At 47.4% G+C, this 23654-nt stretch carries 21 protein-coding genes; 11 read left to right on the top strand and 10 right to left on the bottom strand.

From position 1 onward, the window contains the following. Positions 1 to 348 precede the first annotated feature (348 nt). The 5 genes from ACOCLE_RS22580 (at position 349) to ACOCLE_RS22560 (ending at position 5850) form a co-directional block, all read left to right on the top strand. Positions 349 to 2043 carry an ABC transporter ATP-binding protein gene (locus tag ACOCLE_RS22580; RefSeq protein ID WP_419534344.1) on the top strand — a complete coding sequence of 565 codons (1695 nt, stop codon included), beginning with the start codon at positions 349 to 351 and terminating at the stop codon, positions 2041 to 2043. Beyond that, positions 2043 to 3149, top strand: a complete 1107-nt coding sequence (locus ACOCLE_RS22575) for an ABC transporter permease (RefSeq protein ID WP_419534343.1) — start codon at positions 2043 to 2045, stop codon at positions 3147 to 3149. Before ACOCLE_RS22580 ends, ACOCLE_RS22575 begins: the two co-directional genes overlap by 1 nt. Beyond that, positions 3149 to 4075 carry an ABC transporter permease gene (locus tag ACOCLE_RS22570; RefSeq protein ID WP_419534342.1) on the top strand — a complete coding sequence of 309 codons (927 nt, stop codon included), beginning with the start codon at positions 3149 to 3151 and terminating at the stop codon, positions 4073 to 4075. The genes ACOCLE_RS22575 and ACOCLE_RS22570 overlap by 1 nt, the downstream gene beginning before the upstream one ends. A gap of 88 nt (positions 4076 to 4163) precedes the next feature. Continuing rightward, positions 4164 to 5249 (top strand): BMP family ABC transporter substrate-binding protein, encoded by a 1086-nt coding sequence (locus ACOCLE_RS22565; protein WP_083232560.1) that lies wholly within the window; start codon positions 4164 to 4166, stop codon positions 5247 to 5249. 61 nt (positions 5250 to 5310) lie between these two features. Further along, positions 5311 to 5850 (top strand): chorismate--pyruvate lyase family protein, encoded by a 540-nt coding sequence (locus ACOCLE_RS22560; RefSeq protein ID WP_419534341.1) that lies wholly within the window; start codon positions 5311 to 5313, stop codon positions 5848 to 5850. Here ACOCLE_RS22560 and ACOCLE_RS22555 read toward each other — a convergent pair. Then, the gene (locus ACOCLE_RS22555; protein ID WP_419534340.1) at positions 5847 to 6659 is read right to left on the bottom strand and encodes a DUF3050 domain-containing protein; all 813 of its coding nucleotides are present in this window, start codon (positions 6657 to 6659) and stop codon (positions 5847 to 5849) included. The two genes, ACOCLE_RS22560 and ACOCLE_RS22555, sit on opposite strands and share 4 nt — an antisense overlap. Positions 6660 to 6824: 165 nt before the next feature. Between ACOCLE_RS22555 and ubiA the strand changes: the two genes are divergently transcribed. From ubiA to phoR, 3 genes are all read left to right on the top strand, one after another. Beyond that, positions 6825 to 7730 carry a 4-hydroxybenzoate octaprenyltransferase gene (gene ubiA / locus ACOCLE_RS22550; RefSeq protein ID WP_419534339.1) on the top strand — a complete coding sequence of 302 codons (906 nt, stop codon included), beginning with the start codon at positions 6825 to 6827 and terminating at the stop codon, positions 7728 to 7730. Positions 7731 to 7871: 141 nt separating this feature from the next. After that, complete coding sequence (gene phoB / locus ACOCLE_RS22545) at positions 7872 to 8561, top strand: phosphate regulon transcriptional regulator PhoB (RefSeq protein WP_419534338.1); 690 nt, start codon at positions 7872 to 7874, stop codon at positions 8559 to 8561. A gap of 130 nt (positions 8562 to 8691) precedes the next feature. Further along, positions 8692 to 10035 (top strand): phosphate regulon sensor histidine kinase PhoR, encoded by a 1344-nt coding sequence (phoR, locus tag ACOCLE_RS22540; RefSeq protein ID WP_419534337.1) that lies wholly within the window; start codon positions 8692 to 8694, stop codon positions 10033 to 10035. 68 nt (positions 10036 to 10103) lie between these two features. On the opposite strand, the gene ACOCLE_RS22535 is transcribed toward phoR, so the two are convergent. From ACOCLE_RS22535 to ACOCLE_RS22520, 4 genes are all read right to left on the bottom strand, one after another. After that, positions 10104 to 10544, bottom strand: a complete 441-nt coding sequence (locus ACOCLE_RS22535) for a hypothetical protein (RefSeq protein ID WP_419534336.1) — start codon at positions 10542 to 10544, stop codon at positions 10104 to 10106. Between the two features lie 447 nt (positions 10545 to 10991). Next, positions 10992 to 12494, bottom strand: coding sequence for a SpoVR family protein (locus ACOCLE_RS22530; protein ID WP_419534335.1), 1503 nt, complete (start codon positions 12492 to 12494; stop codon positions 10992 to 10994). After that, entirely contained in the window at positions 12491 to 13768 is a 1278-nt protein-coding gene (locus tag ACOCLE_RS22525; RefSeq protein ID WP_419534334.1) for a YeaH/YhbH family protein, read from the bottom strand. Before ACOCLE_RS22525 ends, ACOCLE_RS22530 begins: the two co-directional genes overlap by 4 nt. Before the next feature lie 90 nt (positions 13769 to 13858). Further along, complete coding sequence (locus ACOCLE_RS22520) at positions 13859 to 15781, bottom strand: PrkA family serine protein kinase (RefSeq protein ID WP_419534333.1); 1923 nt, start codon at positions 15779 to 15781, stop codon at positions 13859 to 13861. Positions 15782 to 16011: 230 nt separating this feature from the next. On the opposite strand from ACOCLE_RS22520, the gene ACOCLE_RS22515 reads away from it, so the two are divergent. Continuing rightward, on the top strand, positions 16012 to 16218 hold the full coding sequence (locus ACOCLE_RS22515) for a hypothetical protein (protein WP_419534332.1): 207 nt from the start codon (positions 16012 to 16014) through the stop codon (positions 16216 to 16218). Positions 16219 to 16263: 45 nt separating this feature from the next. On the opposite strand, the gene ACOCLE_RS22510 is transcribed toward ACOCLE_RS22515, so the two are convergent. The 4 genes from ACOCLE_RS22510 to ACOCLE_RS22495 form a co-directional block, all read right to left on the bottom strand. Next, positions 16264 to 17355, bottom strand: coding sequence for a dihydrolipoamide acetyltransferase family protein (locus ACOCLE_RS22510; protein ID WP_419534331.1), 1092 nt, complete (start codon positions 17353 to 17355; stop codon positions 16264 to 16266). A gap of 115 nt (positions 17356 to 17470) precedes the next feature. Then, positions 17471 to 18454, bottom strand: coding sequence for an alpha-ketoacid dehydrogenase subunit beta (locus ACOCLE_RS22505; RefSeq protein ID WP_419534330.1), 984 nt, complete (start codon positions 18452 to 18454; stop codon positions 17471 to 17473). Continuing rightward, entirely contained in the window at positions 18447 to 19571 is a 1125-nt protein-coding gene (gene pdhA, locus ACOCLE_RS22500) for a pyruvate dehydrogenase (acetyl-transferring) E1 component subunit alpha (RefSeq protein WP_419534329.1), read from the bottom strand. Before pdhA ends, ACOCLE_RS22505 begins: the two co-directional genes overlap by 8 nt. A gap of 12 nt (positions 19572 to 19583) precedes the next feature. Then, positions 19584 to 20630, bottom strand: coding sequence for a Leu/Phe/Val dehydrogenase (locus tag ACOCLE_RS22495; protein WP_419534328.1), 1047 nt, complete (start codon positions 20628 to 20630; stop codon positions 19584 to 19586). Positions 20631 to 21043: 413 nt separating this feature from the next. Here ACOCLE_RS22495 and ACOCLE_RS22490 point away from each other — a divergent pair, with 413 nt between their 5' ends. Then, positions 21044 to 21415, top strand: a complete 372-nt coding sequence (locus ACOCLE_RS22490; RefSeq protein ID WP_419534327.1) for a PilZ domain-containing protein — start codon at positions 21044 to 21046, stop codon at positions 21413 to 21415. Between the two features lie 86 nt (positions 21416 to 21501). Here ACOCLE_RS22490 and lrp read toward each other — a convergent pair whose 3' ends face one another. Beyond that, positions 21502 to 21990, bottom strand: coding sequence for a leucine-responsive transcriptional regulator Lrp (lrp, locus tag ACOCLE_RS22485; RefSeq protein WP_020582577.1), 489 nt, complete (start codon positions 21988 to 21990; stop codon positions 21502 to 21504). A gap of 438 nt (positions 21991 to 22428) precedes the next feature. Between lrp and potA the strand changes: the two genes are divergently transcribed. Continuing rightward, positions 22429 to 23589, top strand: coding sequence for a polyamine ABC transporter ATP-binding protein (gene potA / locus ACOCLE_RS22480; RefSeq protein ID WP_419534326.1), 1161 nt, complete (start codon positions 22429 to 22431; stop codon positions 23587 to 23589). The last annotated feature ends 65 nt before the right edge of the window (positions 23590 to 23654 follow it).

Raw genomic sequence — 23654 nt, 5'->3', positions numbered from 1 at the left:
TTTATTTCTGGTATGTCTTGTGCTCAAAAAGATGTCTCAGGAGTTCAACAGGTAAGCATACAAACAAAGATTCACACCAAAGACTGCCAGCATAAGTCTTTTTTGGGTAGTAAAAAACCGTGATCTTCTGGCAAAATGCCCACCCTGAGTTTTGCATCATTGGCTTTCCAGTAGCATTTCAGCTCTTAACGAGAAAAGAGCGCTGCATACGGGGGATTAGACTATGCAAGCAGTAAGATCCAGCAGCATTATGTTTAGCAAAAATAACAAAAAAAGCGCTGTATTGAGCAGACTCCAGTGATGAATGGAATCATCAAGAAGAATAAAGATAAGTCATCAGAGATTATAATGCCCGCAAGTCATGAGCCAGAATCCAGCCGGTCACTCCGCCTGGAAAGCACAGGCGCTGTTTTTGAAAACAGCAGAAGTGACAACCACTTCTACCGCATTCGCTGTGAAGGAATCACCAAAGTCTATCCGGGTGTTGTTGCCAATGATCAGGTAAGCCTTGCCATCCAGCCCGGCGAAATCCATGCCCTGCTGGGTGAAAATGGTGCAGGAAAAAGCACCCTGATGAAAATCCTCTACGGTGTGACCCAGCCAGACAGTGGACATATCTGGTTTGATGGCCAGCCACAGACCCTTAAATCTCCAGCCCATGCCAGGCGCCTTGGAATCGGCATGGTGTTCCAGCACTTTTCACTGTTTGAAACATTAACCGTGGTAGAAAACATCGCCCTGTCCATGGACAAAAGGGAAGCAGGCCAACTCAAGGATCTTGCCCGGCGAATCGAGGAAATCTCCAGCCATTACGGTATGCCTATTGACCCTCACCGTCACGTGCACAGCTTATCTACTGGAGAACGCCAGAGGGTTGAGATCATTCGCTGCCTGGTACAAGACATCAGCCTTTTGATTCTGGATGAGCCCACCTCTGTGCTGACACCGCAGGAAGTCAGCAGCTTGTTTTCAACACTAAGAAAGCTAGCAGCAGAAGGTTGCAGCCTGCTGTTTATCAGTCATAAGCTTCAGGAAGTGAAAGCCCTGTGTGATAGAGCCACTGTACTGAGACACGGAAAGATTGCTGGAACCTGTGATCCTAAAACCACCAGCACTGAGGACATGGCCAGTATGATGGTGGGCAGTCAAACGACACTGGGGCAGCGCTACAGCTTTTCATCGAATAAAGAGGAAGATAAACGTCTTGCCGTCCAAGGGCTGACGGAAGCCGCACTGGGTGACTTTGGCACAGCATTGCAAGACATCCGTTTTTCCGTAAAGCCTGGGGAAATTCTTGGCATCGCGGGTGTTGCCGGAAATGGCCAGAAAGAATTGATTCAACTGCTCAGTGGAGAAAGGCTGGCTACCTCACCGGATTTTATCACTCTGGATGACCAGGCCATTGGAAAGTTAACGCCCGGCAAACGGAGGCGTCTGGGAATGGCTGTGGTGCCAGAAGAGCGCCTTGGTCGGGGAGCCGTGCCGGATATGTCGCTTTCCGAAAATGGCCTTCTCACCGGCTTTTTACAAAACCTGGTATTCAGAGGGTTCTTAAGACAGCGACGAATTCACGGATTTGCCAACGACGTAATCAGCAACTTTCGGGTAAAAGCTCACGGGAACTCAGCTGATGCCAAAAGCCTTTCCGGTGGTAATCTGCAAAAGTTCATCATTGGCCGTGAAATACTGCAAAACCCCAAATTGCTGATCTGTGCCAGCCCAACATGGGGCGTTGATGTTGGGGCTGCGAACCTTATCCATCAATCTCTGATTGACCTCCGAGACAAAGGTACCGCCATCGTCGTGCTTTCTGAAGATCTGGACGAACTTTTCCAGGTTTCTGATCGTATTGGCGCTCTCTGCCACGGCAAACTGTCACCAGTAAAGCCGGTAACAGAAACATCCATTAATGAAGTGGGTCAGTGGATGGCAGGTGTGTTTACTGATCCGGAATCGGAAGCGTCAGAACAAGCCTCTGCTCTCCCAAGAGGAGTCGAACTGGAAATGGAACAAAACATACAGGAAAAGGAGTTTACCCCCTGATGAAGATTTCCATTGAGCGAAGGCCTCAAGACTCAAATTTGATGAAATACCTGTCACCCCTGCTGGCAGTATTGCTCACACTGATCGCAGGAGGTGTGATTTTTACCTTGCAGGGACAGGATCCATGGACAGGCCTGTATACGTTCTTCATTCTGCCCATCAGCGATAGCTATGGCCTTTCCGAGCTGGGTGTCAAAGCAGCCCCTATACTGCTCTGTGCCATGGGGCTGGCAGTGTGCTTTAGAGCCAATATCTGGAATATTGGAGCAGAAGGGCAGCTACTGATGGGGGCACTGGTGGGCAGCTGGGCAGCCCTGAGCTGGATGGACTCGGAGGGTATCTGGGTACTCCCCGCGGTACTGATGACTGGCGCTATCGCCGGTTTACTCTGGGCCTTGATCCCTGCATTACTGAGGAATCATTTCAATACCAATGAAATCCTCACTACCATCATGTTGAACTATATCGCTCTGAACCTTCTGCTTTATGCGGTGCATGGTCCCCTGAAAGATCCCCATGGCTTTAACTTTCCGGAATCTGCGCTGTTTACGGAGGCTGTCACGCTGCCCCTGTTGCTGGAAGGAACCCGACTTCATATTGGCCTGGCATTCGGACTCTTTGCCGGGGTGTGCATCTGGGTCTTGATGACAAAAACCTTTCTGGGTTTTCAACTGAAGGTTATTGGTCTGGATGTCAGTGCAGGACACTTTGCCGGTTTCCGTGAGCGACGTCTGGTGTATTTCAGCCTGCTGCTGTGCGGTGCCCTGGCTGGGCTTGCAGGCATCTCGGAGGTCAGCGGCCCCATTGGCCAGCTGGTACCGTCTGTCTCCCCCGGTTACGGTTATGCTGCCATTATTGTTGCCTTTCTTGGCCGCCTGCACCCAATCGGTATTTTACTGGCCAGCCTGCTGATGGCGCTGGTTTATATGGGTGGCGAGATGGGCCAGATTGATCTCGGCCTGCCGCTGGCAATGGGCAGTCTGTTCCAGGGCATGTTGCTGTTCTTCCTGCTGGCCTGTGATTTTTTGATCAGTTACCGCTTCCGAGTTAGGACAATGTCCAATCAACCCCCAGCTCATGGACGTAATGTGGGAGTCAACTGCTAATGGATATGGACCTGATCACCAACATTCTTTTTGCCATGGTTCGAACCGGCACCCCACTGCTGCTAGTTGCCCTCGGGGAACTGGCCTGTGAAAAAAGTGGCGTGCTTAACCTGGGACAGGAAGGCATGATGCTTATGGGCGCTGTAATAGGCTTTATTGCAGCAATCACCACAGGAAGCCTGATATTCGGGGTAATAATGAGCCTGATGGTTGGTATGGCCATGGCGCTTCTGTTTGGCCTGCTGGCTATCCAGCTGCGGGCTAACCAGGTCGCCACAGGTCTGGCTCTGACCATTTTTGGTGCGGGTCTGAGTGCCTATGTAGGCACTGACTACATTGGTCAGGCACTGGCAGGATTTCAGCCCGTTTTGATTCCGCTTTTATCAGACATACCGGTTCTGGGCAAAGCCCTGTTCAGTCAGGATGTTCTGGTTTACTGCTCGCTGGGTATCGCACTGGCTATCTGGCTGTTCTTCCGCTTCAGCCGCCCCGGTCTTGTAGTGAAAGCCATCGGGGAAAGCCCTCACTCTGCCACAGCCGTAGGCTTACCGGTCATACTGACGCGCTGGCTGGCGCTACTGTTTGGTGGTGCCATGGCTGGCCTCGGGGGAGCTTATCTGTCATTGGCTTATACGCCGCTGTGGGCAGAAGGCATGACCGCAGGACGCGGTTGGATTGCACTGGCACTTGTCGTATTTGCCAGCTGGAAAGTAGAACGGGTATTACTGGGAGCCTGGTTGTTTGGTTTGGCAAGCATTATGCATCTGGTACTTCAGGGCATGGGAGCCTCCATCTCCTCCAACCTGCTGGCAACCTTGCCCTACGTGGCAACGATTATTGTTCTGGTCCTTCTATCAAGTAACCAGTCCAGAAGTCGGCTGCTGGCCCCCATGTCTCTTGGCAAACCCTACCATCCGGCGGGGTAGTCTCTATTAACGGTTCCACTCTGGCTTGATACGGAATTCAGGCCATTATTCTAATGATAAAACAGACCTCTAAGGAGCTGATCATCCCATGAAATCCCTTATCAAAAAGGCCATCGTCTCCGTGGCAACGGCAGGACTGATGACCCTGTCCACACTCTCTTCGGCTGTAGAAAAGCCTCTAAAGGTTGGCTTTGTCTATGTGGGCCCTGTCGGTGATGCCGGCTGGACCTATGGCCATGATGAAGGCCGACTGGAGATGGTTGAGAAGCTGGGCAAGAATATCGAAACCACGTATGTTGAGAGTGTTTCTGAAGGTGCGGATGCAGAGCGAGTCATCCGTAAACTGGCACAGCAGGGACACGACCTGATATTCACCACTTCATTTGGTTACATGAACCCAACGCTGAAAGTAGCCAAGCAGTTTCCCAACGTTAAATTCCAGCACGCGACTGGTTACAAACGTGGGAAGAATGTTGGCACCTACTCTGCCCGTTTCTATGAAGGTCGCTACCTGACTGGCGTTATCGCCGGACACATGACCAAGAATAATGTGATTGGCTATGTTGGCTCATTCCCGATTCCTGAAGTGGTCCAGGGAATCAATGCCTTTACGCTTGGCCTTCGCAGTGTAAACCCTGACGCAACGGTGAAAGTGGTCTGGATCAATAGCTGGTACGACCCAGCCAAAGAGCGTGAAGCGGCTGAGTCACTGATTGCCCAGGGTGCCGACATCATCAACCAGCACACCGATTCACCTGCTCCGGTGCAGGCTGCCCAGGACAAGGGCGTGTACGCCTTTGGCTATGACACGGACATGACCCGCTTTGGCCCTGATGCCCACCTGACCGGTAGCATGGTTCACTGGGGTGGCTTCTATACCGATACGGCCAAAGCGGTACTGGATAAGCAGTGGAAGCCAGAAGATGTATGGGGTGGTTTCTCGGCAGGCATGGTTGAAATGGCACCTTATAACAAAGCCATACCCGAAAAAGTCATTGCTCAGGTCGAAACCTTCAAGGAACAGATTGCAGATGGAACATTTACTATTTTTGAAGGTCCCATCAAAGCGCAGGATGGTTCCATCAAAGTTTCAGAGGGTACAAAGCTGAACGATGGTGATATTCTTTCCATGAACTGGTATGTGGAGGGTGTTGAAGGCTCATTGCCTAATTAATCCCCACTTGATTGACAGATCCTGGAGTCGTTGGTTCGACTTCAGGCAGGATGTACTGCTGATGCCCCTTGCTGATTTTGCTGATATGAACTGGCAACCCGCTCAAGAAGCCAAAACGATTCCTGATGCTCTTCGTGAAATGATTCTGGATCAGCACTCGCTTACCCGGCGGCTGAAGCAAGTACACAACAATGAATTTTTTGTCCGAGTCATCTCCCATGACTGGCAGGAACCTGATGCATCAGAGAAGGCCTTTCTTCATTGTGATGATCAACGTGCCAGTATAAGAGAAGTCCTGCTTTTTGGCTCAGGTCAACCAGTTGTTTTTGCCCGCAGTGTTTTGCCTGAGTCAAGCCTGTCTGGTGAGAATAAAGTACTGTTGGAACTGGGAGACAAGCCATTAGGTGAATACATTTTCAGTCAGCCCGGCCTGCGTCGAGGACCGATAGAAGTTACCGATATGAAAGCCAGTCAATTTAACTCACAACTCGATTTCGATTTTGAAACAGAAATCGCCTGGGCCAGGCGATCCCTGTTTTACCTGAGAGAAAAACCTATCTCGGTTTGTGAGGTTTTTCTACCTGAGCGTGAGCAACGCTAAGCGTTACTCTCATCGATAGTCTCGGCTTCATGAGCAGCCCCCTGCTGCTCTTCAGCTGTAACTCTGTCTATTTGTTCTTCAAGACCATCCCAAAATCGTAACCGAGATGAGATGGCCGTTTTAGCTTTATCAACTGCAGCCTGCTCTGCAGTTTTGTCTCCATTGATACACTGTTTCAGCAGACTCTCTGCAGCTGGGCCATGCTCATTTCCATCAAGGTCGATGTGCCTCTCCAGATAGTAAGTCATGGAAGGAACTGACTTCGGAGGGATTTCCCAATGATTCAACAAAGAAGAAAACATCTCCGGAATGGCATCTTCACGCCCAAAAAGAAAATAGCTGGCCACCTCTGGTAATGAACCATGTTGGGCTACCTTCAGCGTATCCGAAACAAATGCCTGAATATATTCTGGCACATCAGCAACCACCAGGGCCTGCTGCCAGGGAACACCAGTCTTAATGCTATAAATGACCTGCTCAATTTTGCTGGTGTCTGCTGATACTTCACGCATGGCTGCGAGATACATTTCCAGATGGCTCATTGGTGTACCATGCCGATCCTTATCCGTCTCTTCATAGAGAATAATTTCATTAATGAAGCGGGCAGACCGGGCATCCGGAACAGGCACCCAGGGTAGCTGCATGGAAGTAAACTCAAGCTGCAATCTTTTCGCCAGCGACATAAAATCCCATACAGCAAATACATGAGCTTCCATGAAGACCGACAACTTTTCCACACTATCAATTTTCTGGTAAAGGGAGTGATTGAAAAGTTGTTCTCGAAGAGGGCGTAAGTCTTTTGTAAACATGATAGTCTCCTGCTGTAAGCGATTGGCTCTGGCAGGCCGACAAAACAAAGACTACATAGACATTGGATACATGGCAGCCTGGCTGCTCACCTATGTTTATCGGCACAACATTTATCGGCTGGAAGGCCCTGACTATTTTCAAAACACAGGTTTTTACGGGCGCAGATGAAACTCATACAATCAATAACAGGCTCTAATAAATGTGCAGAGCTGCTTGATCAGCATCTGCCACGCTGGAAAGACTTTATTCAACTGGCTCGCCTAGATCGTCCTATTGGTATCTATCTATTGTTATGGCCAACACTATGGGCGCTTTGGCTTGCTGCTGATGGTACTCCCACTGTACACAATCTTGTGGTTTTCATTCTGGGCGTCATTTTGACTCGCAGTGCTGGCTGCGTTGTTAATGACTATGCTGACCGGCATTTTGATGGTCATGTAAAACGAACTCATCAGCGCCCATTAGTGACGGGAAAAATAACGCCCAAAGAAGCCCTTATATATGCCGCCAGTCTATTTTTAATCGCCTTTGCACTGGTACTGACCACCAATATTTTAACCATCTACCTTTCCTTTGCCGCCCTGCTACTGGCGTCTGCCTACCCTTTTGCCAAGCGACACACTTACCTACCTCAAGTGGTACTGGGAGCAGCATTTGGTTGGTCAATCCCCATGGCGTATGCAGCTGAAGCCGGTACATTGACAACTCAGGCATGGCTTTTGTTTACAGCTAACCTACTATGGACCGTTGCCTACGATACCCAGTATGCCATGGTGGACAGAGACGATGATTTGAAAATTGGTATTAAATCCACAGCCATTTTATTTGGTGAAATGGATAACCTGATTATCGGCTGCTTTCAGGCTTTTACTCTGGTAGCGATGGCCATGCTGGGGCTGCAGCTTGAATTGGCCTGGCCCTTCTATTTAAGTCTTGTTGCCGCGGCTGCTGGCTTTACTCATCAGCAATGGTCAACCCGTAACCGTGAAAGGGATCCTTGCTTCAAAGCCTTTCTTTCTAACCATTGGGTTGGAGCAGTTATTTTTCTTGGCATTCTCTGCTCACAATAAGCATCTGCAGGTCACCGTACTTACGGTGACCCTGACAAATTTCATACTACGTCATTTTTCTGTAACATTTTGCCGTTGTAATACCTGAAACATAGATAATTAGTTGTTGAATAAATCTGCATTCAATCTCGGGGTATTCTCATGTCTGGCAAAACAATTTTAATTGTGGATGATGAAACACCCATCAGGGAAATGGTCGCTATGGCTTTGGAAATGGCGGGATACCAGTGTCTGGAAGCCGCTGATGCAAAACAGGCTCATTCACTGGTGGTTGATAGCAGGCCAGACTTGATACTGCTGGATTGGATGCTTCCCGATATTTCTGGTATTGAGCTGGCCAGACGACTAAAGCGTGACCAGATGACGGCAGAAATTCCAATCATTATGCTGACAGCTAAAGGTGAAGAGGATCATAAAATCCAGGGGTTGGAAACCGGGACAGATGATTACATCACGAAACCTTTCTCCCCCCGTGAACTGGCTGCTCGACTCAAGGCGGTACTTCGCAGAACCCAAGGTATGGACGAACAATCACCTATTGTCGTTAAAGGGCTGGCACTCGACCCTGTCAGTCATCGCGTCAGTATTGACGGTAACCCCGCAGAGATGGGACCAACTGAATACCGACTGCTGCAGTTCTTTCTGACTCATCAGGAACGTGCCTACTCCCGTGGCCAATTGCTTGACCAAGTCTGGGGTGGCAATGTGTATGTTGAAGAGAGAACGGTTGATGTACATATCCGTCGTCTTAGAAAAGCTCTGGGCAGTGACTATGAAAATTACATTCAGACTGTCAGAGGTACTGGTTACCGCTTCTCTACCAAGGCATAAAACCTGATTCGGGATTTTACCTGGATAACATAAACAGGATGTCAGAATATTTTTCGTCGACATCAGCAGGTGACAGTAGGATCATGAGCAGGCTCAATAGCCATAGGCTAAACAAACTCCGGTATTACATGTGACAAGCTCTCTCCGATCCTGGTTTATTGGTCGAATGGTGTCCGTTCTTGCAATCGGGCTGCTTGCAGGCTGGTTAGTTGACCAGATTTTTCTAGGACTTTTTATTACTACCTTGTCGTATTTAGTCTGGAATCATCATCAGCTACATCGTCTGCTTAGATGGCTTGATGAAGCCGCTCATAAAGAGCTGGATCCTCCTGAAAGCAAAGGAATCTGGGGCGAGATTTTTGATGGCATTTATCGAATACAACGTAGACATAGTCGTTCAAAGCAGCGACTTGCTAACGTAATTGAGCGCATACAGGAATCAACTGCCGCCCTAAACGACGGGATAATCATGGCAGACCAAAATGGTTGCCTTGAGTGGTGGAACCGTGCTGCAGGCGAACTGCTTGGCCTGCAAATGCCCGATGATCAGGGGCAACCTCTGACGAACCTTGTTAGAAATCCCAAATTCGCCAGCTATATGGAAAATAGCCGAGGCAAAGAACCAATTAAGATTGACTCCCCTGCCCACGAAAACCGACAACTGCAAATAGCAATTACCGTTTATGGTCAGGGCAATCGACTGCTTTTAGTAAGAGATGTCAGTCGTTTACATCAGCTTGAGATAATGAGAACAGACTTTGTTGCCAATGTTTCTCATGAACTGAGGACGCCCCTGACGGTCATTTCTGGCTATCTTGAGACAATGAGCGACGGAATGGAAATGAATCCTGATACGCCGCCTATGTTCAAGCGAGCTCTTAGCCAGATGCAGGAACAGGCATCAAGAATGCAGCGCCTGATCGAAGACCTTTTATTGCTTTCACGTCTTGAAGCGACTGAACCGGAAAGAATAAGCCAGACAGTAAAACTGAAGCCACTGCTTTTGGGAATAATAAATGACGCTAAAGCACTGAGTGGTGAAAACCAGCACCAGTTACAACTGGAATGTGCAGAAGATGCCTCAGTCACTGGTGACGCCATGGAGTTACGCAGTGCATTTTCCAATCTGGTTTATAATGCCATCCGCTATACACCTTCGGGTGGAAAGGTTCATGTGAAGTGGTGGCAGGATCCAGAGGGTGGTCACCTTATGATTCAGGACAATGGTGTAGGCATAGACCCTGTTCATATTCCAAGACTGACCGAGCGATTTTATCGTGTGGATAAAAGCCGAAGCCACGCAACAGGTGGTACGGGTTTAGGGCTGGCGATTGTAAAACATGTTTTGTTAAGGCACGAAGGTCGTATCAGTATCAGTAGTCATCCGGGCAAAGGCAGTCGGTTTATCTGTCATTTCCCATTATCAAGAATCAACTCGACCAAAGTGATCCAAGCTAAAGAGCCAGATATTTGAGGTTAAACACAGCCTATTAAATAAAAAAGGGCCTTTCTGGCCCTTTTTTACGAAAGATCAAACAGTATTTACTCTTCGATCTGTTCCAAAGCGCAGTCCAGACGCTTCTTACCAGTGCGCTCCAGGTAAGCTTGAAAATCACGTGGCAGACGGCCAGTGGTAGCACCTTCCCACTTGATGCGCTCACCTGATTCATTCTCATATTCAAAAGTGTACTTTTGAATATTTCTGCGACGCTTTGGTGCAGCTTCATCCAGTTCCAGGTTACCCAGACCCAGGTCATTCATGGAAACACCACGGTCAGCCATAATCTGCTTGATCGCTTCAATGCTTTCCTGCTTCTTCTTACGCTTTTCTTCGTCTTTAACGCGAGCTTCCTGCTTCTCAGTCAGAACATCGTTCAGACGAGAAATGATACGCTCCAGATCTTCAGCGTGTACATCTTTAAACAGAGAACGAATACGGGTTTTGCTGCTTAAACGATGCAGAACTTCTTCAAAAATATTCATTTACTTTACGACTCCTTGGTCTTGATAGAACTTCCTACTTAGGAATAAAGATGTTCAATTCGATGATCTTTATACAGCAAGATTTTTTTAGATGGAAGTACCATTATATAAATATTAAAAATAATGTGAATCGATGATAGTAAAAACTGACAAATTATTAATCCATAGTTGAACAACAGATTACATCATTCGGATGTATTTTTGATCAAACTATTAATAGCTATAAAAGAAATAAGTTGTATAAATCATAGAGATAGTTCAAATGCAGTATTTGACTAAAGACATGCAGTTCTTACCGGTGAGTTGTGACTGGCGAACACCTTTCAAGTACTGCGCTCGATGATGATAAAAAACAGCACTTTCAGGAATCGTCCTGTGTGTTTTAGATGCGTACTGGCAGTAACTTATGTGCCCCTACCACTAGGTCATATAAATACGAATAGATTTCTATTTCCTCTTACTATTTTCACTGCATTGCCAGCTTTGAGTTACTGCACCATTTTCGAATGATTCAATCTCGACATCAAATTGCCAAATCCGGTGAATATGCTTCAGAAGTTCATCTGTCTCTTTCCCCAGAGGCCGACCTTGATGCTGATAATGACGAAGAGTCAGCATTCGATCACCTCGAACATTCACATTATAAACCTGAATGTTTGGCTCTCTATTGCCAAGATTATACTGAGCCGCCAGTGACTCACGTATTTCTTTATACCCCATTTCATCGTGAATACTATCCACTTCAAGATAAGAACGGGACTCATCATCCAGAATTGAAAACAATCTTAAATCTCGCATTACCTTGGGTGACAGGAACTGAAGGATAAAGCTTTCATCCTTAAAGTTTTTCATAGCAAAGTGGACGGTATCCAGCCAGTCACTTCCAGCAATATCTGGAAACCACTCTCGATCTTCATCCGTAGGGTTTTCACATATACGGCGAATATCCATAAACATATTAAAGCCAAGAGTATATGGGTTGATACCACTGTAATGCGGGCTATCAAAAGCCGGCTGGTAGATAACGCTGGAATGAGAATGAAGAAACTCCAGCATAAAACCATCGGTTACCTTTCCTTCATTGTACAGCTCATGAAGAAGGTGGTAATGCCAGAAGCAGGCCCATCCTTCATTCATCACCTGGGTCTGTTTCTGGGGATAGTAGTATTGGGCAATTTTTCTGGCAATTCGTAATATCTCTCTCTGCCAGGTTTCCAACAGTGGGGCATTCTTTTCAAGGAAATAGAGCAGGTTCTCTTCTGGGTCTTTAGGGAATCGCTCTACCTGTTCCTGCTCTTCTTTCTCAACTTTGGGAATCGTTGTCCATATATCGTTTAATGTTCGCTGAATATATTCCGCTCTCTCTTCCTGTCTGGCCTGCTCCTGTTCAGCCGATAAGGGTCTGGGTCTTTTATATCTATTAACCCCCTGATTCATTAAGGCATGGCAAGCATCCAGTATTTCTTCAACCGCCTCGATACCATATTTCTCTTCACACTCAGCAATATAATTTTTGGCAAATAGCAGGTAATCAATAATAGACTCAGCATCTGTCCAGGTTTGAAACAGATAATTCCCTTTAAAGAAGGAGTTATGTCCATAGCTGGCATGGGCTAATACCAGAGCCTGCATGGTCATCGTATTCTCTTCCATCAAGTACGCAATGCATGGATTTGAGTTGATCACTATTTCGTAGGCCAACCCCATCCGACCACGTTGATAGTTCTGCTGAGTATGAAGAAAGTGCTTACCAAAACTCCAGTGGCTATACATTAATGGCATACCGGTTGAGGCATAGGCATCCATCATCTGTTCGGAACTGATGATCTCAATCTGATTCGGATAGGTATCCAGTCTGAATCGATCAGCAATACGAGCAAGCTCTTTGTCATATTGTTGAACCAATTCAAAGGTCCACTCCGGACCAGTAGAGATCAACTTGCTGCTCATGCATTTTCCTTTTTTTCAAATAGTTTGCGGAAAACCGGGTAAATATCACTGGGCGATTTAATCTGCTGCATGGCAAAGTGATCTTTAAACTTTTCAGCTACACTCTGATACTCACGCCATAAGTTCTGATGAGCACGATCTGTGATTTCTACATAACAGTAATACTGAACCTTTTGCATAATCTGTTCGGTCAGAATTTTGGTGCAAACACTGGAGTCACCCTCCCAGTTATCCCCATCCGATGCCTGAGCAACATAGATATTCCAGTCAGCGGGGCTGTAACGTTTATTGATAACATCCCGAGTCATCTCAAGTGCACTGGAGACTATAGTTCCGCCAGTTTCTCTTGAATAGAAAAAGTCATCTTCATCCACCTCTTTTGCCGCTGTATGATGACGGATGAAAACCACTTCAATCTCTTTGTAATTACGCTGTAGAAACAGATAGAGCAGAATAAAGAACCGCTTAGCCATGTCTTTGATATCCTGGGTCATCGATCCAGACACATCCATCACACAGAACATAACGGCCTTATTACTGGGAGAAGGTACTTTGACCATGTTGTTGTATTTCAGGTCAAAATCATCAATAAATGGTAGCTTTTTCAGTTTGGCATTAAGCTCTTTTATACGTTCTCTTAACTCAATGGCTCTTTGCTGATCTGTTTCATCAGGGCTTACTTCCATCTCCCTGAGTTCTTTTTTCAGTGCGCGTATTTCACGTCGATCACCGCCGGATAATGCAATACGGCGAGCATGCGCTGAACGCAGGGAACGCACTACATTCAAGCGATCTGGAGAGCCTGCGGTCGTATACCCTGCCTGCCGGATCTTAAACTCCGTCATATCCTCAAGCTGCTTTCGAACCAGGTTCGGGAGCTCCAGGTTATCAAACATATATTCCAGAAACTCATCGTGATTTATCTGGAAACTGAACTCATCCATTCCGTCGCCGCTATTACCGGCCTTTCCTTTTCCACTGCCAGAACCACTGCCACCAGATGGGCGCTTAATACGATCACCACTGACAAACTCTTTGTTACCAGGATGTACTTGCTTATAACGCCCCCCCTGACCGTGGCGAAACACCGGCTCAGAAAGATCTTTTTTGGGAATAGTGACTTCACTGCCAGATACGACATCAGTAATGGAGCGTTTATTCACAGCATCGGACACTGCTTTCTTGATATGCCTTTTGTATCTCTCAAGAAACCGCTGGCGATTGACGGTACTTTTGTTTTTTCCATTCAACCGTCGATCGATAATAATACTCATGATCACGCTCCTTGTGTAAAACAGGGTAGAGTGGCAAACAAGGCGAGAATCCGTTCGCCCTGCTAAGTTGCCACTCTACCTGGACTGCAGTTACTGCGACTTGCGCACCCTGATATACCATTCAGCAAGCAACCTGACCTGCTTCTCGGTATACCCTCTTTCTACCATGCGCTTAACAAACTCATTATGCTTCCTCTGGTCTTCCTGACTGCCTTTGGCATTAAATGAAATAACCGGGAGAAGATCTTCAGTATTAGAGAACATTTTCTTCTCAATCACTGTGCGCATCTTTTCGTAGCTGAGCCAACTCGGGTTTTGCCCGTTGTGATTAGCCCTGGCCCTGAGCACGAAATTGACTACCTCGTTACGGAAATCTTTTGGATTTGCGATACTGGCAGCTTTCTCGATTTTCTCCAGCTCATCATTGATTGCCGAGCGGTCCAGAATATCGCCGGTTTCAGGGTCACGGTACTCCTGATCCTGAATCCAGAAGTCAGCATAAGTTATGTATCGGTCAAAAATGTTCTGTCCATACTCTGAGTATGACTCAAGATAGGCGGTCTGTATCTCTTTACCCAGAGACTCAATGTACTTGGGAGCCAGGAACTCTTTCACATAGCGCAAATAACGCTCGTGCACCTCTTTTGGATACTGCTGCTGCTCAATCTGCTGCTCCAATACGTAAAGCATGTGGACCGGGTTAGCTGCAATTTCCGTTGGGTCAAAGTTGAATACCTTTGAGAGAATCTTGAAAGCAAAACGGGTAGACAAGCCTTCCATACCCTCATCAACACCCGCTGAATCTTTATACTCCTGCAGTGGCTTGGCATTGGGGTCCGTATCTTTCAGGTTTTCACCATCATAAATCCGCATCTTGGAATAGACATTGGAATTTTCGGGTTCCTTGATTCGTGACAAGACTGTGAACTTTGCCAGCATCTTTAATGTATCTGGCGCACAAGGGGAATCTTTCAGAGAACTGTTAGCAAGAAGCTTCTCATAGATATGAATTTCTTCGGTCACCCGGGTGCAGTAGGGCACTTTGACGATATTTACCCGGTCAATAAAGGCTTCATTGGTCTTATTATTCTTGAACGACTGCCACTCCGATTCATTCGAGTGGGCAAGAATGATTCCGTTATAAGGAATGGCCCCCATACCTTCAGTACTGTTGTAGTTACCTTCCTGGGTAGCGGTCAGCAGTGGGTGGAGAACCTTGATTGGTGCCTTGAACATTTCCACAAACTCCATCATGCCCTGGTTAGCACGGCAGAGTGCCCCGGAGAAGCTATAGGCATCAGGGTCGTCCTGTGAATATTCTTCAAGCTGGCGTATATCAACCTTACCGACCAGGCTGGATATATCCTGGTTGTTCTCATCGCCAGGTTCAGTCTTGGCAATGGCCACCTGATTAAGAATACTCGGATGCAGCTTCACCACCTTAAATTTGGTGATATCACCGCCAAATTCATTTAACCGCTTAACCGCCCAGGGTGACATGATTCCACCAAGGTAACGATTGGGGATACCATACTCTTTCTCAAGAATGTCGGCATCTTCACCAGGATTGAAAAGATTCAGAGGGGACTCAAAAACAGGTGAACCTTTTATTGCATAGAACGGGACTTTTTCCATTAATGCTTTCAGCCTTTCTGCAAGAGAAGACTTACCACCACCGACGGGCCCTAGCAGGTAAAGTATTTGCTTCTTCTCTTCCAGCCCTTGAGCTGCATGCATAAAATAGGAAACGATCTGCTCAATCGCTTCTTCCATCCCATAAAATTCACGGAATGCTGGATAGCGTTTAATCAGTTTATTGGAGAAAATACGACTGAGCCTAGAATCCCTCGAGGTATCAACCATCTCAGGCTCACCAATGGCCATAAGCATACGCTCAGCCGCATTGGCATAAGCAGAAGGATCTTTCCTGCACAGTGCCAGATACTCTTCGATGGTCAGCTCTTCCTGCTGGGTTGATTGAAATCTCTGCTGATAATTATTGAAGATGTCCATGCCTTCACCCGCCTCTGTCTGCTTTTGTTACCAGGAACGTTTGACCGATAGCTAATCTGGAAGCCCACCCTTCTCAAGTACGCTATCGGCAGAGTCAGAACTTTGACCACATTTTTTTATAACTTTTATCGAGCAGCTCTGAATGCCAGAAAGCAGTTCATACTGATCAAAAATGCTATAGAAAAAGGTGACATATAACGCCCGTCAGACAAACCAGAGAACTCTGTGTCATGACCGGCAAAAGCGGGATACGAAAATTCAGTCTAAAAAATCTGGCCTACATTGATGCACTTTTTATAACAACTGGCTTCCTTGCAGCATGCTGGCAGAGATATTATCCTTCATCGCTCGCAACTTCTGATGGTCTCGCACTTAGCCTTTTCGTCCTGGAAAAGCTGCCCGACAAGCATGGCACTATCAAAACATCCCTTGTTTGATAGCGCATTTTTTCTTGCCCCAGATTTTATAATGTGGATTTTTGACTACTTCTGCAACTGTTGAATCATTGCATAGAGGAAACGTGTTGCTTCACCACCCGTTGCTGCGCGGTGATCAAACGACAGTGACAAAGGCAAAGTACGGTGGCTCTCAGGCTTACCATCAACGCTGACTATTTCTTCTCTCAGCCTGCCAACACCGATAATACAAACGGTTGGAGGCACAACTACCGGCGTAGCATATTTCCCGGCAAAGACACCAAAATTACTCAACGTGATAGTTGCACCCTGAAGCTCTGAGTTTGGCAGACTTCTGTCTTTCACTCCTTCTCTAAGCTTATTAATACTTTCACGTACATCCCCTTTCTTCATTCTTGCGACGTCGCGTAAAACTGGAACAAACAACCCTTCCTCACTGTCAACTGCCAGTCCCAGGTCAACAGAATCATGAAGCTGCCTGCTCATTGAAGCACCATCAAACCAGGCATTAAGCGCAGGCTCGACTTCACTGGCACTGGCAATCGCCTGAATCAGGCGAACAGTGATGTCTTCTTGATCTTCCCAGTGATCAATATCCGCGTCATCAAACAACGTGACCTGGACGACTGAAGCATGAGACTCTGCCATGGTGCGGGCCATATGCTTACGGACACCTTTCAATGGCTCTGGATTTTCCAGGGGATAGGAAATTGTATTTTGTACAGCGTTTCTACGGTTTGTTACAGCACCAAGATCTACCTGAAACTGCTCAGCCAGTGATTTAAGTCCACTTTGTGCAATATGAGATGAAGACGTTTGCTGAGCCTGTCCATCTGCTGGTGAGCCAATAATAAAAGAATCATCTCTATTGGTGCTGGAATCATCACTGGCCAGTTTACCAACTACAGTACCGCTATCTTCCTCATCGGTTACAAATTCAACCAAAGGAGCTCCTGTGAGAATAGTGTCTCCAGGCTGACCACAAAGACGGGCAATCACTCCTGTGCAGGGTGCAGGAACTTCAACAATGGCTTTAGCTGTCTCGACAGAGACCATGGGCTGATCTTCCTTGATGCTATCACCTTCTCCCACATGCCATTCGACAATGTCTGCTTCAGGAATACCTTCCCCTAAATCTGGTAAATTGAAAAAGCGCATGACTGTACCCTTTTATTATAAAAATACTGTCTGTTTTCAGTTCTGCAGTTCTGACAGCATTTGCCGCTCAGGGCTATTTAAATAATGATGCCGGTATTAGCAATAATCTGCATGACTAGTGTCTGGCAAGGCTCTTGATTGATGCTCTGACAATATCATCTACCTGTGGTAGATAATGATCCTCCATTCGGTAGTAGGGCATTGTCGTATCAAAACCAGTGACACGCTCAACGGGGGCCTTCAGATCATCAAACGCCCTTTCCATGAGACCGGCAGCAATCTCAGCTCCTACCCCAAAACTCCGGCAAGCTTCATGAACGATGACACAGCGCCCTGTCTTCCTGACTGAAGTCAAAATAGTCTCCATATCGAGGGGCTTGATGGTAGCGACATCAATCACTTCTGCAGCAATGCCATGACTCTCCAAAACGTCGGCTGCCTCCATGGTTTCCCGAACTGACGCTCCCCAGCTTACCAAAGTCACATCCTGACCCACTTTTAAAGTGAAACAGGTATCCAGTGGCAGAGGATCACTGGAAACATCAACCACCTGTTTGCTTGCCCGGTATATACGCTTTGGCTCCAGGAAGATCACCGGATCAGGTTCATTAATAGCAGCACGAAGCAAACCATAGGCTCTAACGGGTGACGATGGGATTACCACTCTTAACCCCGGAATATGGGCAAACAGCGCTTCAGTGCTTTCCGAATGATGCTCCGGGGCATGGATACCTCCACCAAAGGGAGCCCGCAGCACCAGAGGACACGCCAACCGTCCCCGGGTTCTGTTTCTCATGCGTGCTGCATGGCAGATTAACTGTTCCATTGCAGGAAAGATGAACCCCATGAACTGTATTTCCGCCACTGGTTTCATCCCCTGGGCAGCCATACCCACACTGATACCCGCAATAAGGGTTTCAGCCAATGGTGTATCCATAACCCGCTTCAGACCATACTTATCCCGCAATCCCTGAGTTGCCCGAAAGACACCACCATTGACCCCAATATCTTCACCAAGCAACACAACATCCGGATCAATGTCCATAGCATGATCAAGCGCCAGATTGACGGCCTCAACCATGGTCAGTTTGTTATCCATTGAGATGACCTCCGGCTGAATTCATGCTTCCCTGACGCAACTTTTCTCTGGCAAGCGCATCGTTTTTCTGTTGCTCCAACTGAGCTGGCATATTCGCATAGTGATAATCAAACAGGTCTTCAATAGCAGGAAGCGGTGTGTTCAGGTAGGTTTCCACTGCTCTCTCAATGATACGATCAGCCTCTTCTTTTAAAGCCTGCTCTTTTCTCTCATCCCACAAACCTCGGTGATGCAGGAAGTTACGAAGCCGCTTGATGGGTTCTTTATGCCAGGCATCCTTGAGTTCTTCACTACCCCGGTAACGGCTGGCGTCATCAGCAGTGGTGTGATCGCAAAGCCGATAGCTGATAGCTTCTATCACGGTAGCCCCCTTACCCTGTCGGGCACGATCAATAGCGGCACTCACCACTTCATGAAGTGCGATAACATCATTGCCGTCAACCTGATAAGAAGGTAAACCAGCGGCCAGCCCTTTCTGTGCCAGCGTCGGCGCACCTGACTGAATTTTTCTGGGGACCGAAATAGCCCACTGATTGTTGTTAATGATATAAACCACTGGTAGCTGCCAGGCACCTGCCAGATTCAACGCTTCACCAAAATCCCCTTTAGACGTAGCACCATCGCCCAGTGCACATAATGCGACTTTCAAAGGATCACCGGCCTCGTGCCGAATCTTAATGGCTGTGGCAATACCTGCCGCGTGCCCAGCCTGAGTAGCAATGGGTACACAATTGGGTAAATCCTGGCCCCAGGCTGAGCTGGCACTCCCTCGCTCATCACCGCCCCAATAGAGCATGACATCACTGAGAGGGATGCCTCTTCTCATCAATCCCGGAAGATCTCGATAATAAGGAATCAAAACATCTTCTTTTTCCAACAGGGCAGCGCAAACCGTACTGATAGCTTCCTGTCCAAGACAGGAAGGGTAAGTGCCCATCTTACCAGTCCGCTGCAACGCTACTGCTTTATGATCCCCCTGTCGGGCTATCACCATGGTTCGATAGTAATCAATGAGAATCTCTTCATTACCGACCCAGGCCGGCAGCTTTTTTATGACTTCGCCTTCAGCATCCAGAAACTGCTCCATGGAAAGCGACGTGTTTCCTGCTAAATCCATTATTGCTCCCCCCTATGCCGTCAACTGTGAAGAGTTTTCACCATAAACAATGGCTTCTGCCATTTGATCAGCGATGACACTGGCGGGTAACCCAGCCTGGTTCTGTCGGCTGAAAATCTGTAACAGGGTGTCGTGAATGCCACGAAGGCGCCGGTGCATATCACTCTGACTGCTTTGCAGGTAAGTCATGGCGACAAAAATCAGTCCACCAGAATTAATCAGGTAGTCCGGTGCAAAGAGAATGTCACGATCGAAGAGAGCGATACCGTCTTCCTCAGTCAGCAGTTGGTTGTTCGCTGACCCAGCAACGGCAGCACACTGTAACTGACCAATGGTGTCGCTATTAAGAATGCCTCCAAGGCCGCATGGGCTAAACAGATCGCAAGGCACCGAATGAATCTCATCCGGTGCGACCGCTTTGGCGCCAAACTCTCGGACACACTGATCTACTCGCTGCTGATTGATATCAGCAACAATCAGCTGTGCTCCATCATTAAAAAGTCGTTCACAAAGGGTATAACCCACATTGCCCAGCCCCTGAACGGCGACTCTCAGGCCTTTGAGGTTATCTGGTAATGAAGGATGGGCTTTAAGGCAGGCAAGCACCCCATAATAAACGCCTTCCGCAGTAAACGGTGCCGGACTTCCACAAGACGATGTGCAGGTCACATGAGGGGACTGGGTAGCAATGGTGTCCATATCCGCTACTGTTGTACCGCTATCCATAGCGGTAGCGTAACGACCTCCAAGCTCGTTGAGAAAGCGTCCGAAAGCTTCAAAAAGCGCTTTCCGGTCATAGTCACCTTCCGGTTCCATGATGACTGCTTTCCCTCCCCCGAGGTCAAGGCCAGCAAGCGCTGATTTGTAGCTCATACCACGGGCAAGACGAATGGCATCAGTAATAGCTTCGTCAGAAGAAGAGTAAGGAATGATTCGACAGCCACCGAGGGCTGGCCCTCTGCGGGTACTGTGAATAGCGATGACGGATTTGAGGCCAGATTCTTCATCAAATTTACAATGAAGATCATTGATACGCGCCTCGGTAATCTGTCTGAACATGACGGGATCCCTCCGTATGTTGCAGAGCAGCAGGCTCTGGTGTAATGCCATAACTATCGGCACGCCCAGGGTTAGGACAAGCTAACAATAATGGCTATTTATTTTTATTTTAAACGGCAAAACTTTAATAACGGTCAGCTTTTAAAGCTCTACCAACTACCAGGCTTTTTGATAACGCCTTATTCGATTACAGAGGAAGTTCAGTGCTGTTGTCAACAGCCAAGAAGTTATAAAAAACTTTATTCATTCTCCCCATTGGCCGCTATTTAACTCAAGTATTTGACTAAAGCGTTACCACTCCAACCACTTGGTTTCATCACGACGATGAACTCACAAAGTCATGTAAAAGATGCATTTTGAAAACAAAAGGTGGTAACTTAGTCCTTCCTTCCCTCTAATGCATGGAGGCCAAAATGTCGCAAATACAACAAGAAAAGCGTCGATTTCCAAGAAAAACACTGGAAAAAACCGCAGAAGTTCTCGATAACGACACCGGTCTGTCTATTGGTATTCTTGAAGATGTCTCAAAGGGAGGCTTTAGCATTCTGACAGACCAGGGCGTGAGGCCATCCGAAACCAGAAATGTCACTCTGGTCCTTCCAGGACCACAGGATAGCGCTTATCGGGTTTCATTAACCGCGGAGTGTGTATGGTGCCAGACCGTCAGTGAACAGGCAGATTTTGCTGCAGGCTTTGTACTTCGGAACATTGAAGATCAGGATGAAGTCGCATTGAACTACTACATCAGAGATTATCAGGTAGCGGGTGAGCTTCAGGAGGGATAAATACCTTTCTGAAGCATCCTCTAAACGCATAGCACCGCTTATACAAACACATCAGGCCGCTAATATCCCCAAAAAATCAGGCCAGACTAATCGGCAATTGGAAGACTGAGTGTTTCCTTGAGCTCTTCCATCACGATATAGCTCTTCGACTCTCTCACGCCCGGCAGCTTCAAAAGAATATCCCCTAACAACTCACGGTAAGAAGCCATCTCTGAAATTCGCGCCTTAACCAGATAGTCAAAATGACCAGAAACCAGGTGGCATTCCAGCACATTTGGCAGCTTGATCACGGCCTTACGGAAGTCGTCAAAAATATCAGCTGACTTGGTATAGAGGCTGATCTCAACAAACACAAGAAGCCCTGCCTGAAGGTATTTCGGATTCAAGCGCGCAGAATAGCCCTGAATAATGCCTTCCCTTTCCAGGCGTTTAACTCGTTCCATACAGGGCGTCGTACTTAACCCGACCTTGTCCGCCAGCTCTACATACGATATACGCCCCTGCTCCTGCAGGGTACGGAGAATATTGCGATCGATACGATCCAACTGGCGGACAACTTCTTTTCGGCTTCTCATGATTTCAGTCGTTTTTTGACAATGCGTATTCAGGCACTAATAAAAGTGGAACACGATAGCATAAGGGGTTAGTGAGGTTTGTATTCATCTTCTTTAAGACACGCCCTGATTAAGACAACGGTTCTTCTAATATCAAAGGGCAAATCACCTCCGGCTGAGGCAGGTTAGGGTACGAATGATGAATCTGCAAGTGAGCATTACTAATATCTTCCATCAGGGTTTATCGCAAAATTATTTTCAATCTTTGCATTTTTATGGACAATGCGCGGGCTTTTCACTTCCTTGAGGGTTTGAAGGCTCTTTTCATAAGCTCAAAACACATTATCGTTACATGCGATCCGGTGTTTCTGACGATAAACTTATGTCAGCAGAGCCTATTAAAGCACACTCACCGGGTTCTACCCTGTTCTTTATATTCCGGGCTGGAGAAAATTTTAGATGAGTACAGCATCTGTCTCCCCGAAACATTCCCCAACGCCGTCGACACCACCGATAAAGGGTCGCTCAGGCAATGAGATACTGGTCAAAATCGATCAGGTTACCAAAAAGTTCGATGACGTTATCGCCGTTGATAATGTCAGCCTGAACATAAAAAAGGGTGAGATTTTTGCGCTACTGGGTGGCTCGGGGTCTGGAAAATCCACATTATTAAGGATGCTGGCAGGTTTCGAAACACCTTCTGAGGGCAATATTTACCTGGATGGGCAGAATATTACCAACTTGCCACCATATCTGCGCCCCATCAACATGATGTTTCAGTCTTACGCTCTCTTCCCTCATATGACGGTGGAGCAAAATGTTGCGTTTGGACTAAAACAGGATCGTCTGCCAAAAGACATCATTGCTCAGCGTGTCGAGGAAATGTTGAAACTGGTGCATATGGAAAAGTATGCCCGACGTAAGCCACATCAGCTCTCTGGCGGCCAGCGCCAACGCGTGGCGCTGGCGAGAAGCCTGGCAAAACGCCCCAAACTGCTGCTATTGGACGAGCCCATGGGTGCGCTCGATAAGAAGCTGCGCAGCCGCATGCAGCTTGAGGTTGTGGATATCATCGAAGAAGTAGGGGTAACCTGCATTATGGTGACCCATGACCAGGAAGAAGCGATGACCATGGCTGAACGCATCGGCATCATGGACGCTGGCTGGATTGTCCAGGTGGGTACACCTATCGATATCTACGAAAACCCGAACAGCCGTATGACGGCCGAATTCATTGGTTCCGTCAATATGTTTGAAGGTGAAATCACCGAAGAAGAAGCGGGTTACGTCATCATTCAATCGCACCAGGTTCAACAGCCTATCTACATCGGCCACGGCATCATGGCGCCACTGGAAGACCGTAAGGTCTGGATTGCAGTTCGTCCTGAAAAAACCATGGTGACGCGAGAACAGCCCGAAGGGAACTACAACTGGAGCAAAGGCGTGGTTCACGACATTGCCTATCTGGGAGGTCACTCGGTTTATCACATTCGGCTTCCATCAGGCATGATGGTGCAGTCCAACATGGCTAACGTGATACGTACTGCCGATAACCCGACCTGGGGCGATGAAGTCTATATCAGCTGGGATGATGACAGTGGTGTTGTCCTGAATAGCTGATCAATCACCGCTAATCTTATTCAGTATATTTTACGCGATGTGCGACTTTGTCTGAAACTATCTCA

Origin of the sequence: Endozoicomonas sp. (assembly GCF_965196975.1) — a bacterium.
Lineage (GTDB): Bacteria > Pseudomonadota > Gammaproteobacteria > Pseudomonadales > Endozoicomonadaceae > Endozoicomonas.
The sequence above is the reverse complement of the archived record's forward strand: the minus strand, read 5'-3'. Positions and strand labels throughout refer to the sequence as shown.

Excerpts from the sequence above, each read along its gene's own strand:
- ubiA (WP_419534339.1), top strand. The coding sequence starts at position 6,825 with ATGAAACTCATACAATCAATAACAGGCTCTAATAAATGTGCAGAGCTG.
- ACOCLE_RS22505 (WP_419534330.1), bottom strand. The coding sequence starts at position 18,454 with ATGGATAACAAACTGACCATGGTTGAGGCCGTCAATCTGGCGCTTGAT.
- ACOCLE_RS22520 (WP_419534333.1), bottom strand. The coding sequence starts at position 15,781 with ATGGACATCTTCAATAATTATCAGCAGAGATTTCAATCAACCCAGCAG.
- ACOCLE_RS22580 (WP_419534344.1), top strand. The coding sequence starts at position 349 with ATGCCCGCAAGTCATGAGCCAGAATCCAGCCGGTCACTCCGCCTGGAA.
- ACOCLE_RS22555 (WP_419534340.1), bottom strand. The coding sequence starts at position 6,659 with ATGTTTACAAAAGACTTACGCCCTCTTCGAGAACAACTTTTCAATCAC.
- ACOCLE_RS22515 (WP_419534332.1), top strand. The coding sequence starts at position 16,012 with ATGACCGGCAAAAGCGGGATACGAAAATTCAGTCTAAAAAATCTGGCC.
- ACOCLE_RS22525 (WP_419534334.1), bottom strand. The coding sequence starts at position 13,768 with ATGAGTATTATTATCGATCGACGGTTGAATGGAAAAAACAAAAGTACC.
- ACOCLE_RS22560 (WP_419534341.1), top strand. The coding sequence starts at position 5,311 with ATGCCCCTTGCTGATTTTGCTGATATGAACTGGCAACCCGCTCAAGAA.
- ACOCLE_RS22490 (WP_419534327.1), top strand. The coding sequence starts at position 21,044 with ATGTCGCAAATACAACAAGAAAAGCGTCGATTTCCAAGAAAAACACTG.
- potA (WP_419534326.1), top strand. The coding sequence starts at position 22,429 with ATGAGTACAGCATCTGTCTCCCCGAAACATTCCCCAACGCCGTCGACA.
- ACOCLE_RS22495 (WP_419534328.1), bottom strand. The coding sequence starts at position 20,630 with ATGTTCAGACAGATTACCGAGGCGCGTATCAATGATCTTCATTGTAAA.
- ACOCLE_RS22565 (WP_083232560.1), top strand. The coding sequence starts at position 4,164 with ATGAAATCCCTTATCAAAAAGGCCATCGTCTCCGTGGCAACGGCAGGA.
- ACOCLE_RS22530 (WP_419534335.1), bottom strand. The coding sequence starts at position 12,494 with ATGAGCAGCAAGTTGATCTCTACTGGTCCGGAGTGGACCTTTGAATTG.
- lrp (WP_020582577.1), bottom strand. The coding sequence starts at position 21,990 with ATGAGAAGCCGAAAAGAAGTTGTCCGCCAGTTGGATCGTATCGATCGC.
- ACOCLE_RS22510 (WP_419534331.1), bottom strand. The coding sequence starts at position 17,355 with ATGCGCTTTTTCAATTTACCAGATTTAGGGGAAGGTATTCCTGAAGCA.
- ACOCLE_RS22575 (WP_419534343.1), top strand. The coding sequence starts at position 2,043 with ATGAAGATTTCCATTGAGCGAAGGCCTCAAGACTCAAATTTGATGAAA.
- phoB (WP_419534338.1), top strand. The coding sequence starts at position 7,872 with ATGTCTGGCAAAACAATTTTAATTGTGGATGATGAAACACCCATCAGG.
- pdhA (WP_419534329.1), bottom strand. The coding sequence starts at position 19,571 with ATGGATTTAGCAGGAAACACGTCGCTTTCCATGGAGCAGTTTCTGGAT.
- ACOCLE_RS22570 (WP_419534342.1), top strand. The coding sequence starts at position 3,149 with ATGGATATGGACCTGATCACCAACATTCTTTTTGCCATGGTTCGAACC.
- ACOCLE_RS22535 (WP_419534336.1), bottom strand. The coding sequence starts at position 10,544 with ATGAATATTTTTGAAGAAGTTCTGCATCGTTTAAGCAGCAAAACCCGT.